Below are 13,610 nucleotides of genomic sequence, written 5' to 3'. Positions count from 1 at the left end.
CTGAGGGAGTGACGCGACGTGGCACCTGCGAAGACGTTCAGCCGGCGTGCGGTCATCGGGCTGTCCGCCGGACTCGCCGTCGTGGTCGCCCTCCTCGTCGTCGTCGCGACCGGCAGATCGGGCCAGCGGTCGTCCTCGGCGGCGCCCGCCCCCAGCCCCACCTCCGCGTCAGCGGCGCAGCTCGCCCGGGCCTGCATCGAGCGGACCAAGGGCCAGGAGGCGGTGGTGTACTTCCAACGCGACATCCCCGCCGGCCGCTGGGGAGATCGGGTCCGCGGCACCGCCTCGACGACAAGTGAGCCGCACGTGCTCTGGCTCTTCGACGCCGACTGCACGGCGCACCGGGCGTTGGAGGTGCCGCCGCGGACCAGTCGCACGTTCACGGCCCAGGTGGGTCAGGTCTGGTACTACGCCGCAGCGTCGGCCAAGCAGCCCACCGGTGAGTGCGACTGCCGCGTCTTCAGCCCCTCGAGCGGCGGCGAGCAGAGGTTCAGCGACGCCGGCAGCATCACCTACCACCTGGACTGATCAGCGCAGGGTGCGGAACAGCAGCAGGTAGGCGCAGTAGCCCAGCGGCACCAGCAGGAAACAGATCAGGAATCCCAGCGGCAGGTAGCGCGGCGGGGTGCCGGCGACCATGGCGGGCCTCCCCCACCGACCCAGCACCAGGTAGCCGCCGAAGAACGCCAGCGCCGGCAACCCCGCGCAGACCCACGCGCCGAGCGTGAACCCGTCGACCAGCCCGATCCCGGAGGCGAGCACCAGCGTCAACATGAGCACCCCGGCCGCCACCCCGCAGCCGGCGTAGACGGCGACCGCCCGGGCCAGCGGCGACCACGTCGGCAGCAGCGCGGGCCGCTGGGCCAGCAGCTCCGCCTGGTGCCCGTGCCTGTCCGCCTCGTCGGCCATCCGGCGGGCCAGCTCCAACTCGGTGGCCGGGTCGACCGCCGCCGCGCGCTGCGCCGGCACCCCGGCGCCCGCCGGGCTCACCGCCGTCGGCAGCGCCAGCCGCGCCTCCCCCGCCGGCAGCTGGGGGTACGCCTCGACACCCGCCCGCCCCGGAGCGCCGGCTGCGCCGTCGGGTCCGCCGTCCCCTGGTCCGGGTGCGTGCGGCGGACCTGGTGCGGTGGCGGCACCGGCGGGGCTCCACGGGGTACCCGGGGCCGCGGGCGGGCTGGACGGCGGCTGGTCGACGCCGATGGCGCGGCCGAGCTGGTCGAGGCGGTGCCCCTGAGCGGTCAGCCGCTGGTGCAGCGAGTCGACGGCGGCGTGCAGGTCGCGGCGGCGTTCGGACTCGGCGGCGGCGTGCTGTTCGCCGGCCCGGCGCTGTTCGGCGAGCTGTCGGGCCAGCGCCGCGTACTCCTCGAAGGACACCGTCAGCGCTCCCCGTCCGGTTCGTGCCCGTCACCGGCGAACGGCACGATCAGCCTGGTGCGCTGGTCGTGCCGGTCGACCAGCAGCGCCCGGTCGGCGCGCGGCGTGTACGCGAGGTCGTGGACCCCGAGGTGCAGGGCCAGTTCGGGGCCGGGCACGTTGAGCGCGACGAGGCAGGCGACGTCGTCGCGGTTCTGGGTGCCGCCGAGGTCGTCGGCGAGCCGGCGCAGACCACGCCACCAGCCGAGCAGGTGCACCCCGTGGGCGGGGCCCTGACGGAGCAGGGTGTGCAGGTCGTCCAGGCCGGAGCGGAAGCTGACCGGGTCGGTGGCCCCGAGCACCGGCGCGGCGGCGTCCATCCCGAACACCACCAGGTACTCGCGGCCGGCGGGCTCGGCGGCCAGTTCGGCGATCCGGTCGCGCAGCCCGGCCGCGTCGACGCGGCGGACCGGGTGGCCGGCGGCCCGCAGCGCGGCGTCGGTGTCGGCGGCGACCGGGTCGGCGGCGCTGACCAGCGAGGCCAGCAGGAACCGGGCGTCGCCGGGGGTGTGCTGGCGGGCCAGGCTCAGTGTCGCGGCGCGCAGGACGTCCGCGCCGGCGGCGGCGGTGCCCACCACGGCGAGGTGCCGGCCGGGGGTGGCGTCCATCAGGAACAGCGCGGTGGTGCCGTGCACGTCGACGGTCCGGCCGACCAGAGCCATCGGCCGGCGGCCACCGGGGCGCAGACCGGTGAAGGTGGGATCGTCCTCGACCCGCGCGGCCTCGTACCCCTTGAAGACCGCCGGGGCGCGCGAGCCCGGCGGGCGGGCCTGCCACAGCTCGTGGCGCAGCGCGGCCAGGTCGGCCGCGGCGGCGTGCGCGTCGGGGAAGCGCAGCACGGTGTCCGCGCCGACGGCGCCGGCGGCGGTGTTGACGACGGCGGAGCCGATCGGCAGGGCCGCGGCGGAATCGTTGAGCTGGTCGAGCACCCCTCCGCCGCCGGGCAGCGCCACCCGCAGCGCGAACTGCCCGAAGATCGCCTCGGCGCGGCCGTAGAGCGCCTCGATGCCGGTCATGCTCTGGCTGGCCAGCACCAGGTGTACGCCGTAGGAGCGACCCTTGCGGGCCAGCTCCTCCAGCAGGTCGACCGACTCGCGGGCCAGCGCGTCGTTGCCGGCGAGCAGCACGTGGAACTCGTCGATGACCGCCACGATGCGCGGCAGCGGATTGTCCCGGGGCAGGTCGGCGAGCTTGGTGACGCCGTGCCGCTTGAGGGCGGTGGCCCGGCGCTGCGCCTCGCGGCGCAGCTCGCGCAGCACGGCGAGGCCGTACTCGCGGTCGGATTCGATGCCGACGGCACGGGCGTGCGGCAGCCAGGACGGGTCGCGTGTGGTGGGCACGAACTCGGTGAAGCTCACGCCCTCCTTGAAGTCGAGCAGGTAGAGCTGGAGTTCGGCCGGCGGATACCGTGCGGCCAGCCCGTAGAGGACGTCGAGGAGGAAGACGGTCTTGCCGGCGCCGGTGCGCCCGCCGACCAGCCAGTGCGGTGTGGCGTCGTCGAAGGCCACGGTCAGCGGGACGCGGCCGGCACGGCCGACGACAGTGCGCAGGCCGTTGCCGGCCGACTCGGCCCAGCGCCGCTCGGGCAGCAGCTCAGCGAAGGGCAGCGCGTCGGTGCGGCGGGCGGCGGCGGCCAGGTGCTCGGCGAGGGCGCGTACGGACGCGGGCGGCGGGTCGCCGTCGAGCAGCACGGGTGCGGCGAGGCCGCTGCCGTCGGCGCTGAACGGTGTGCCGGGCGGGTCGCCGACGTGCGCGTACCCCTCGACGATCCGCACGGCGGTGGTAGCGCCCAGCGGCGGCGGGGTCTGGCCGGGCAGCCGGGACGGGTGGCCGGCGAGCAGCACACAGACGGCGGCGGCCGGGCCGGCGTGGGTGAGGGCCGCGAGGCGGGCCAGCTCGCGCGGTGCCGGTGCGGCGGTGGCGACGACCACCAGCAGGTGCCGGGCGGCGGGCTCGGCGTGCTGCGCGGCGCGGGCGTGCCGCTCGGCGGCGTCCAGCAGCGCGGTCACCTCGGCCTCGCCGGTGGCCGGCGGGTCGAGCACCCCGGCGTCGAGCAGCGGGCGCAGTGGCCCGAACGTGGCGCCCAGCGCGGCGGTGTCGATGCCGGCGACGCGGACCTGCCCGGCCGGTGCGGTGGCGACGAGCCGCAGCACGAGCGCCCGCAGCAGGCCGGCGACCCGCGCGTCGCGGGCGTCGGTGTCCAGGGCGAGGTGGTGGCCGCCGCCCAGCGGCACCAGCACGGGGAAGCCACCGTCCGCGGTGGACGCCTCGCCGAGCCGCACCGCCGCCGGAGCGTCGGTGAGCGTGGTGGCGCCCGGGGTGGGGGTGGCGAGCGCGCCACCGAGGCGGGCCAGCCGGTCGACCAGGTCGCCGGCGGCGACCGGCGCGGCGGGTGCCGGGGCGGCGCCGAGGGCGCCCCGGGCGGTGTCCAGGTGTGCGCGGGCCGCCCGGTGGGCGGTGACCGCCTGCCCGTACGCCGACGCGAGCCTGCCCACGCTGTGCCTCCCACGCCACGGCTGTCCGGTTCGCGGAAACCCTAACGGACAGCGGTGACACCGGCACAGTAGCGACCCGCGCGTCGCGCCCGCGGCGGGGCCGACGGTCCGGGGTGGACCGTCGGCCGCCGCGCGCGGGGTGGACGGGTCAGCCGGTGACGGCGTTGAGCGCCGGCAGGTAGCCGTAGCGGTAGCCGTCGGCGTCCGGGTGGTACGCCTCGATGATCCCGGAGATGTCGTTGATCCAGGGGTCGCCGGCGCAGACGCCGTGCCCGGCGAAGGTGGAGCGGGTGTCGGCGAAGGTGGCGCCGGCCGCGGCGGCCCGGCTGGCGGTGACCGAGGCGAGCGCGTCGGCGGCCTCGTTGAGGATGGTGCGCTTGTAGGTGCTCATGGCCAGCAGGCCGCAGGAGGACGTCTCGAACAGCCGCGGGTAGCCGAGCACGATCAGGCGGGCGTTTGGCGCCCGGTTACGGATGGCGGCGTACGTGGCGTCGAGCCGGCCGGGCAGCGTCGAGGTGGCGAACGACTTGGCGGTGTTGACGGCGTTGGTGCAGGACGAGGTGCTGCCGAAACGGCAACTGGTGATGACGTTGACGAAGCCGGCGTCGTTGCCGCCGATGGTGATGGTGACCAGGGTGGTGCTGGTGCTGAGCGCGCTGACCTGGTCGGCCAGGACGTCGGCGGTGACCGCGCCGCCGCAGGCCCGGAAGGTGAAGCTGGTGACGCCGTGGGCTGCCGCCCAGAGCGGGGCGTACGACTTCTGGCTGCGCAGGCACCCGGACGTGTCGTACGGGCCGGCGCCGACACCTGAGGAGTACGAGTCGCCGAGCGCGACGTAGTTGACGGCGGCGGCCTGGGCGGTGCCGGGGACGAGCACGGCGCCGAGGGCGGCGGTGAACGCGGCGACCAGCGCGGCCAGGGCGCGGGCCAGCGGGCGGTGGGGCATGACGGACCTCCACAGGACAGGGGGTGGTGGGATCCTGCGACCGCGCGCGTGGCCAGGTTTGTTACTAGTCGGTAATGCTATCGAAACACGTAGATCAAGGGAATAGCTCGACACGACGTCGGGCGAGGCAGCGACGCTCACAGTTGTCGATTAGGTTGACGGCGTACAACCCCGATGGAGGGAGTCCACCTCGTGCGACGAGTCCTCACGGCGGCCACCGCCGCCCTGACCCTCACCACCGCCGGCACCATGATCGCCGGCGCCCCCGCCCACGCCGCCCCCACGGCCTGGGGGCGGCCCACCGTCACCGCCGCGCCGCAACCCGGCGCGCCCGGCCTGGGCGACAGCTACTTCCCCGACTACGGCAACGGCGGCTACGACGTCGGGCACTACGACGTCCGACTGCGCTACGAGCCGGCCACCGACCGGCTCACCGGCACCACCACCATCCTCGCCACCGCCACCCAGGACCTCTCGTCGTTCAATCTGGACTTCCTGCTCGACGTCGAATCGGTGCGGGTCAACGGCTGGGAGGCGGGCACCAGCACCGCCGGGGTGCACGAGCTGGTCGTCACGCCGGCCCGCACCATCACCCGGGGCCAGCAGCTCACCATCGTGGTGCGCTACGCCGGCGTCCCGTCGGAGACCCTGGTCGGCGGCTACACCGGCTGGACGCGCACTGCCGACGGCGCGCTCGCCGTCAACGAGCCCGAGTCGGCGTGGTGGTGGTTCCCGAGCAACGACCACCCACTGGACAAGGCCACCTTCGACATCTCCGTGTCGGTGCCGAACGGCGTCGAGGTGATCAGCAACGGCGTGCAGCCCCGGCCGCCGCTGGCCGAGGCCGGCAACCGCACCCGGTGGGGCTGGCGGACCACCTCCCCCACCATCACCTCCCTGGCCTTCCTGGCCATCGGCCAGTACGACATCGTCACCGACACCACGCCCGGCGGCCAGCCGGTGATCAACGCGTACAGCACCTCCCTCGGCGCGCTCGGGCCGGCGGCGCGGGCCAGCATCGAGCGGACCGCCGAGATCATCGACTGGGAGAGCGGGATCTTCGGCCCGTACCCGTTCGAGGCGCAGGGTGGCGTGGCCGGTCCCGTGGACGGCATCGGCTTCGCGTTGGAGACGCAGACCCGGCCGGTGTATTCCCCGAGCTTCTGGCGGCGCGGCGCCAACACGTACGTGGTGGCCCACGAGAACGCCCACCAGTGGTTCGGTGACTCCGTCTCGGTCGCCGACTGGCGGCACATCTGGCTCAACGAGGGCTTCGCCTCGTACGCCGAGTGGCTCTGGTCCGAGGAGCAGGGTGAGGGCACCGCCCAGGAGCTGTTCGACTTCACCTACGGCAACTACCCGGCCGACGACGAGTTCTGGCAGGTGCTGCCCGGTGACCCGGGCGCGGCTCGGATGTTCGACGACGCCGTCTACGACCGGGGGGCGATGGCCCTGCACCAGTTGCGCCTGGCCGTCGGCGACGACGCGTTCTTCGCGATCCTGCCCGCCTGGACCACCGCGAACCGGTACGGCAACGGCACCACCGCGCAGTTCCAGGCCCTCGCCGAGGACATCTCCGGCCTGGACCTGGACGAGCTGTTCACCACCTGGCTGTTCACCGCCGGCCGGCCCGACGTGGCAGGCGCCGCGCGCACGGCCACTGCGCCGGCCGAGCCGAAGTCCTGGGCGAAGATCCGCGAGTCCCACGAGCTGCTGTCGCAGCGGTAGGGGTCCACTGCCCGCGGGGCCCGTCGCGTCACGCGGCGGGCCCCTCGGCGTGGTCGCGCCGGACCGCCCCCCGGCCGGCCGCCCGGCTCAGGACGTCGGCGCCGCCGGGCGGTCCACCGTCGCCACCGCGCCCGCCGGCTCGGCCAGCTGCGCCTCAACGGTACGGATGTGCCGGTAGGCGAACCAGAGTGGCGGGAACGCCCCGACGGCGAACGACAGGTCGATGAGCGTCCAGAACCAGGGGATGTCGCGGATCGGGCCGCAGATCACCGCCAGCGGGACGATCCCCGCGCAGGCGATCATGCCGACCTGCACCACCCACACGTTGCGCACCGGATCACGCAGCGGCCCCCAGAACGCCACGGCCAGCACCAGGTGGGCGAAGGCCAGCCAGTCGGTGCCGTAGAGCAGGAACGGGTAGTCCGCGTTCGCCGTCACCAGTCCGGTGTGGACCCGCTCGATCCAGTCGACGAGCGCCGGCAGGTGACCGGCGAGCGGGTCGAGCGCCCGCAGCAGCCACCGCACCTCGACCTCCAGCGGGAACGCCGTGGCCCCGCTCAGAAAGAGGCCGATCAGCACGACCCACAGCCAGCGACGGGTACGCCGTAGGCGCTCCTCGATGTCCATGACCGCAGCGTAACGATGATCTTCGCGTCGATTGGTCCGCAAACCGGTGACCGCTGTCTCAGCGACGCGGTGCCCCTCCGACCGGCGTGGCGGATACCCGCCACGCCGGCCGAACGGGGTCGGGAATCCTCAGCGGACGGCGAGCGGCTGCGCCGCCGGGCCGACCGGCGCCGGCAGCACCCCGACGCCCCCGAGGAAGCCGTGGATCGCGGCGGCAGCCGCACGCCCCTCGGCGATGGCCCACACGATCAGGGAGGCGCCCCGGTGCATGTCACCGGCGACGAACACCCCGTCGACGTCGGTCTGCCAGTCGTCGCGGGCGTCGACCGCACCCCGAGGATTGCGGGTCACCCCGAACTGCGCCAGCAGCGGCTGCCGCTCGGTGCCCTCGAAACCGATCGCCAGCAGCACCAGATCCGCCGGAAGCTCCCGCTCCGAGCCGGGCACGACGGTGACGATGCGCCGGCCGTCGCGCTTCTCGACGGTCACCTCGGCGATCCGTACCGCCCGCACCTGGCCGGTGCCGTCGTCCACGAACTCCTGCACCGCGGCGGCGAAGACCCGCTCGCCGCCCTCCTCGTGCGCCGGATAGCTGCGCAGGATCCACGGCCAGGTCGGCCACGGGTCCCGTGCCTCGTCGCGCTCGGTCGGCGGCTGCGGGTACAGGTCGAGCTGGTGCACGCCGGCCGCGCCCTGCCGGTGCGCGACGCCGAGGCAGTCCGCCGCCGTGTCCCCACCACCGATGATCACCACGTGCTTGCCGGCCGCGTCGATAGGTGTGCCGTCTGGCAGCGCCGCCCGGCCCGGCCGACCCTCGCCGGTCTCGGCGACGCCCGGCTCGCCGGTGGCCGCCGTGGCGACCGCGCGATTGGCCGCGACCAGGTGCGCCATGGCCTGGTGTACGCCCCGGAGCGCCCGCCCCGGGGTCTCCGGAGTGTCCCGGCCCTGCAACGCCCCGCAGGCCAGCAGCACCGCGTCGTGCTCGGCGCGCAGCTGCTCGGCGGTGACGTCCACCCCGACGTTCACGCCGGTGCGGAAGCGCACCCCCTCGGCGGCGAGCTGGGCCAGCCGGGCGTCGATGTGCCGCTTCTCCAACTTGAAGTCGGGGATGCCGTACCGCAGCAGGCCACCGATCGCGTCGTCGCGCTCGTACACCGTCACGGCGTGACCGGCGCGGGCCAGCTGCTGGGCGGCGGCGAGACCGGCGGGCCCGGAACCGACGACGGCGACCGACCGGCCCGACGGCGCCGGTACGGGACGCGGGGTGAACCCGCGCGCCGCCGCCGCGTCGGCGATCTCCACCTCGACCTGCTTGATCGTCACCGGTTGGCCGCCGGCGATGCCCAGCACGCAGGCCGCCTCGCAGGGCGCCGGGCAGAGCCGGCCGGTGAACTCCGGGAAGTTGTTCGTGGCGTGCAGCGACTCCACCGCCGCGTCCCAGTTGCCGGTACGGACCAGGTCGTTCCAGTCCGGGATGCGGTTGCCCAGCGGGCAGCCGTCGTGGCAGAACGGGATGCCGCAGTCCATGCAGCGGGTCGCCTGCTCGCGGACGAGGTCCTCGCCGGCCGGCGGGTACACCTCGCGCCAGTCGCTGATCCGCACCGGCACCGGGCGGCGGGCCGGCAACCGCCGGTCGTAGCGCAGGAAACCGTTCGGGTCAGGCACGTGCCACCTCCTGGGCCGCCACCCGCGAGGCGGGCGGCACGGGCATCGCCGGCACAGCCGGTGCGGTCAGTGCTTTCATGACCGCGTCGTCGACGTCGCGGCCGGCGGCTTCGGCGGCCCTCATGATCTCCAGCACCCGGCGGTAGTCGCGGGGCACCACGGCGGTGAACTCGGCCACCGCCTCCGGCCAACGCTTGAGCAGCTCCTCGGCGACCGCCGAGCCGGTCTCGGCGACGTGCCGCTGGACCAGCTCGTGCAGCAGCGTCTGCTCCTGCTCGCCGAGCGGCGCCAGGTCGACCAGTTCGGTGTTGACCCGGGAGCGGTCCAGGTGGTGCACGAACGCCATCCCGCCGGACATGCCTGCGGCGAAGTTGCGCCCGGTCGCGCCGAGCACCACCACCGTGCCGCCGGTCATGTACTCGCAGCCGTGGTCGCCCACACCCTCGACGACCGCGACCGCGCCGGAATTGCGCACCGCGAACCGTTCCCCCACCCGGCCGCGCAGGAAGACCTCACCCGCGGTGGCCCCGTACAGGATGGTGTTGCCGGCGATGATCTGGTCCTCCGCGCGCTGGCCGGGCGCGGCGTCCGGGTCGAGGAACGGCGCGGCGGCGTCCGGACGGACGATGATCCGCCCACCGGAGAGGCCCTTGGCCACGTAGTCGTTGGCGTCGCCGTGCAGCCGCAGGGTCACCCCGTGCGGCAGGAACGCGCCGAACGACTGCCCGGCCGTGCCGTGCAGCACGAACTCGATGGTGTCCTCGGGCAGGCCGGCGCCCCCGAACCGGCGGGTCACCTCCCCGCCCAGCATCGCGCCGACACTGCGGTGCTCGTTGCGCACCGCCACCTCGACCCGCACCGGCGCACCGTCGGACAGCGCCGGACGGGCCAGCGCGATCAGCTCGTTGTCCAGGGCGTGCTCCAGGCCGTGGTCCTGCGCCCGTACCCCGCGCCGGACCGCGCCGGCCGGCAGCTCGGGCAGGTGCAGGACGGGTGCCAGGTCCAGCCCGTGTGCCTTCCAGTGCGTCACCGCCGGGGCGACGTCGAGCAGCTCGGACTGCCCGATCGCCTCCTCGATGGACCGGAAGCCCAGCTCGGCCAGGTACCCCCGGACCTCCTCGGCGAGGAACAGGAAGAAGTTCTCCACGAACTCCGGGGTGCCGGTGAACCGCTCGCGCAGCACCGGATTCTGGGTGGCGATGCCGACCGGGCAGGTGTCCAGGTGGCACACCCGCATCATCACGCAGCCCGCCACGATCAGCGGGGCGGTCGCGAAGCCGAACTCCTCCGCGCCGAGCAGCGCCGCGATCAGCACGTCCCGGCCGGTCTTGAGCTGACCGTCGACCTGCACGGTGACCCGGTCCCGCAGCTTGTTGAGCAGCAGCGTCTGTTGGGCCTCGGCCAACCCCAACTCCCACGGGGTGCCGGCGTGCTTGAGCGAGTTCAGCGGGGACGCACCGGTGCCGCCGTCATGCCCGGAGATGAGGATGACGTCGGCCTTCAACTTGGCCACACCGGCCGCGACCGTGCCGACACCCACCTCACTGACCAGCTTGACGTGCACCCGGGCGGCCGGGTTGACGCACTTCAGGTCGTGGACGAGCTGCGCCAGGTCCTCGATCGAGTAGATGTCGTGGTGCGGCGGCGGGGAGATCAGGCCGACGCCCGGCGTGGCGTGCCGGGTCCGCGCGATCCACGGCCACACCTTGTTGCCGGGCAGTTGGCCACCCTCGCCGGGCTTGGCGCCCTGCGCCATCTTGATCTGGAGGTCGTCGGCGTTGACCAGGTATTCGCTGGTCACACCGAACCGGCCGCTGGCGATCTGCTTGACCGCCGAACGGCGTACCGGGTCGTGCAGCCGCTCGACGTCCTCGCCACCCTCGCCGGTGTTGGACTTGCCACCGAGGCGGTTCATGGCGACGGCGAGCGTCTCGTGCGCCTCGGCGGAGATCGACCCGTACGACATGGCACCGGTGGCGAACCGCTTGACGATCTCGGAGGCGGGCTCGACCTCGTCCAGGGGCACCGCCGGGCGGACCCCGGTGCGCAGGGTGAACAGCCCGCGCAGCGAGCCGGCCTGCGCGGCGAGCGCGTCGACCTTCGCCGTGTACTCGCGGAACACGTCGTACTGCCGGCTGCGGGTCGCGTGCTGGAGCAGGAAGACCGTCTCCGGGTTGAACAGGTGCAGCTCACCCTCGCGGCGCCACTGGTACTCGCCGCCGACCTCCAGCCGGTCGGAGGCTTCCGCGCCCGCCGGCGGCCAGGCCAGCGCGTGCCGGGCGGCCACCTCGGCGTGCACACCGGCCAGCCCCACGCCGCCGATCCGGCTGGGCGTACCCCGGAAGTAGCGGTCGACGAGCCGGCCGTCCAGGCCGACCGCCTCGAAGACCTGAGCGCCGCAGTACGACGAGACCGTCGAGATGCCCATCTTCGACATGATCTTCAGGACGCCCTTGCCGAGCGCCTTGGCGTAGTTGCGCACCGCGGCGGCCGGCTCGACGCCGGTCAGCGCGCCGGTGGAGATCATGTCCTCCACCGACTCGAACGCCAGGTACGGGTTGACCGCCGCCGCGCCGTACCCGATCAGGACCGCCGCGTGGTGCACCTCCCGGCAGTCGCCGGACTCCACGACGAGCGCCGCCTGGGTGCGGGTCTGCTCCCGCACCAGGTGCTGGTGCACGGCTGCGGTGAGCAGCAGCGACGGGATCGGCGCCAAATCGGCGTTGGAGTCCCGGTCGGAGAGCACCAGGATGCGCACGCCGTCCTCGATGGCCTCGGAGACGTGTCGGCAGATCTCGGTCAACCGGGCCTTGATGCCGGCGGCGCCCTCGCGGATGCGGTACAACCCGGAGACCCGGACCGCCTTGAAGCCGGGCAGGTCACCGTCGTCGTCGATGGAGAGGATCTTCGCCAGCTCGTCGTTGTCGATGATCGGGTGCGGCAGCACGATCTGCCGGCAGCTCGCCGCCCCCGGGTCGAGCAGGTTGCCCTCCGGCCCGATGGTCGACGCCAGGCTGGTCACCAGTTCCTCGCGGATGGCGTCCAGCGGAGGGTTGGTGACCTGGGCGAAGAGCTGGTGGAAGTAGTCGTACAGCAGCCGCGGGCGGGTCGACAGCGGCGCGATCGGGGTGTCCGTGCCCATCGAACCCAGCGGCTCCGCGCCGGTCCGCGCCATCGGCGCGAGCAGGATCTTCAGCTCCTCCTGCGTGTAGCCGAAGGTCTGCTGGCGGCGGCGCACCGAATCGTGGGTGTAGACGGTGTGCTCGCGCGCCGGCAGGTCGTCCAGCTCGATGAGCCCGGCGTGCAGCCACTCACCGTACGGCTGCGCGGCGGCCAACTCGGACTTGATCTCCTCGTCGTGCACGATCCGCCCGGCGACGGTGTCGACCAGGAACATCCGGCCCGGCTGGAGCCGCCCCTTGGCGACCACGTGAGCCGGGTCGAGGTCGAGAACGCCCGCCTCGGAACCCAGCACGACCAGGCCGTCGTCGGTCTGCCACCAGCGCCCCGGGCGCAGCCCGTTGCGGTCCAGCACCGCGCCGACGATCTCGCCGTCGGTGAACGCCACCGACGCCGGCCCGTCCCACGGCTCCATGAGGCTGGCGTGGAAGCGGTAGAACGCCCGCTTGTCCGGCCGCATGCCGGGGTCGTTCTCCCACGCCTCGGGGATCATCATGAGCACCGCGTGCGGCAGGCTCCGCCCCGCGAGGTGCAGCAGCTCCAGCACCTCGTCGAAGTTCGCCGAGTCGGAGGCGGCGGGGGTGCAGACCGGGAAGACCCGGCGGATGTTGCCCGGGACGTTCGGCGAACGCAGCAGCGCCTCACGCGCCTGCATCCAGTTGCGATTGCCCCGGATCGTGTTGATCTCGCCGTTGTGGGCGATGAACCGGTACGGGTGCGCCAACGGCCACGACGGGAACGTGTTCGTGGAGAAGCGGGAGTGCACCAGCGCGATGGCGCTGTCCACCCGCTCGTCGCGCAGATCCGGGTAGAACGCCGGAAGCTGGTCGGGGGTGAGCATCCCCTTGTACACCATCGTGCGGCTGGACAGCGACGGGAAGTACGCCGGCACGCCCCGCTCGGCGGACTCCCGTTCGGCCTGTTTGCGCAGGCAGAACGCCACCCGGTCCAGGTCGATGCCGCTCAGCGCGGAGCCGGCCCGACCGGCGGGCGAGTCGGTGAGCCGACGGGCGGCCACGAAGACCTGCCGGACCCGGGGCATCGCCGCCAGGGCCGTCTCGCCGAGCCCCTCCGGGTCGATCGGCACGTCCCGCCAGCCGAGGAGGTCGGCGCCCTCGACGAGGGCGTACTTCTCGACGACGCGGCGGGCACGGGCCTCGGCGGCGTCGTCGTCGGGGAGGAACACCAGACCGGTCGCGTACTCACCGGCCGGGGGCAGCGTGACACCGGCCACCGCGCGTAGGAACGCGTCCGGGACCTGGATCATGATGCCCGCGCCGTCGCCGGTGTTGGGCTCCGCGCCTCGGGCGCCCCGGTGGTCCAGCCGGCAGAGCGCGCCGAGCCCGTTGGCGACGACCGCGTGCGAACGCCGACCGTGCAGGTCCGCCACGAAGGCCACACCGCAGGCGTCGTGCTCCTGCGCCGGGTCGTACAGGCCCTGGGCGGACGGGCGGGGGTCGGGCGTCGGGGACGCCTGCGGGCTGAGCGGGTACGGCTGTGACTTGTGCGGGTACGGCTGAGCCACCGGGCCTCCTGTCGTCACTCAGGTTGGATCA

General features: G+C 73.9%; 8 protein-coding genes. 2 read left to right on the top strand and 6 right to left on the bottom strand.

The window, feature by feature from the left end; genetic code table 11:
- Positions 1-18 precede the first annotated feature (18 nt).
- The gene (locus ABZS77_RS17775; protein WP_354823765.1) at positions 19-528 is read left to right on the top strand and encodes a hypothetical protein; all 510 of its coding nucleotides are present in this window, start codon (positions 19-21) and stop codon (positions 526-528) included.
- On the opposite strand, the gene ABZS77_RS17770 is transcribed toward ABZS77_RS17775, so the two are convergent.
- The 3 genes from ABZS77_RS17770 to ABZS77_RS17760 form a co-directional block, all read right to left on the bottom strand.
- Positions 529-1,374, bottom strand: coding sequence for a hypothetical protein (locus ABZS77_RS17770; RefSeq protein ID WP_354823763.1), 846 nt, complete (start codon positions 1,372-1,374; stop codon positions 529-531). It abuts the gene before it with no gap.
- A 2-nt stretch (positions 1,375-1,376) separates the two neighbouring features.
- A complete protein-coding gene (locus ABZS77_RS17765) occupies positions 1,377-3,908 on the bottom strand; it encodes an FtsK/SpoIIIE domain-containing protein (protein ID WP_354823761.1) in 2,532 nt (843 codons plus the stop codon).
- Between the two features lie 148 nt (positions 3,909-4,056).
- On the bottom strand, positions 4,057-4,854 hold the full coding sequence (locus ABZS77_RS17760) for an SGNH/GDSL hydrolase family protein (RefSeq protein WP_354823759.1): 798 nt from the start codon (positions 4,852-4,854) through the stop codon (positions 4,057-4,059).
- Between the two features lie 192 nt (positions 4,855-5,046).
- Between ABZS77_RS17760 and ABZS77_RS17755 the strand changes: the two genes are divergently transcribed.
- Positions 5,047-6,582, top strand: a complete 1,536-nt coding sequence (locus tag ABZS77_RS17755) for a M1 family metallopeptidase (protein ID WP_354823757.1) — start codon at positions 5,047-5,049, stop codon at positions 6,580-6,582.
- Positions 6,583-6,669: 87 nt separating this feature from the next.
- Here the strand turns inward: ABZS77_RS17755 and ABZS77_RS17750 are convergent, their stop codons facing one another.
- The 3 genes from ABZS77_RS17750 to gltB all read right to left on the bottom strand — a co-directional run bounded on the left by ABZS77_RS17750 (position 6,670) and on the right by gltB (position 13,579).
- Positions 6,670-7,209, bottom strand: coding sequence for a hypothetical protein (locus ABZS77_RS17750; protein ID WP_354823755.1), 540 nt, complete (start codon positions 7,207-7,209; stop codon positions 6,670-6,672).
- A gap of 129 nt (positions 7,210-7,338) precedes the next feature.
- Positions 7,339-8,874 carry a glutamate synthase subunit beta gene (locus tag ABZS77_RS17745; RefSeq protein WP_354823753.1) on the bottom strand — a complete coding sequence of 512 codons (1,536 nt, stop codon included), beginning with the start codon at positions 8,872-8,874 and terminating at the stop codon, positions 7,339-7,341.
- Positions 8,867-13,579, bottom strand: a complete 4,713-nt coding sequence (gene gltB / locus ABZS77_RS17740; protein WP_354823751.1) for a glutamate synthase large subunit — start codon at positions 13,577-13,579, stop codon at positions 8,867-8,869. The genes ABZS77_RS17745 and gltB overlap by 8 nt, the downstream gene beginning before the upstream one ends.
- Between the last annotated feature and the right edge of the window lie 31 nt (positions 13,580-13,610).

The sequence above is a fragment of the Micromonospora sp. NPDC005298 genome (genome assembly GCF_040607375.1).
In the GTDB taxonomy this organism is placed as follows: Bacteria; Actinomycetota; Actinomycetes; order Mycobacteriales; family Micromonosporaceae; genus Micromonospora.
The sequence above is the reverse complement of the archived record's forward strand: the minus strand, read 5'-3'. Positions and strand labels throughout refer to the sequence as shown.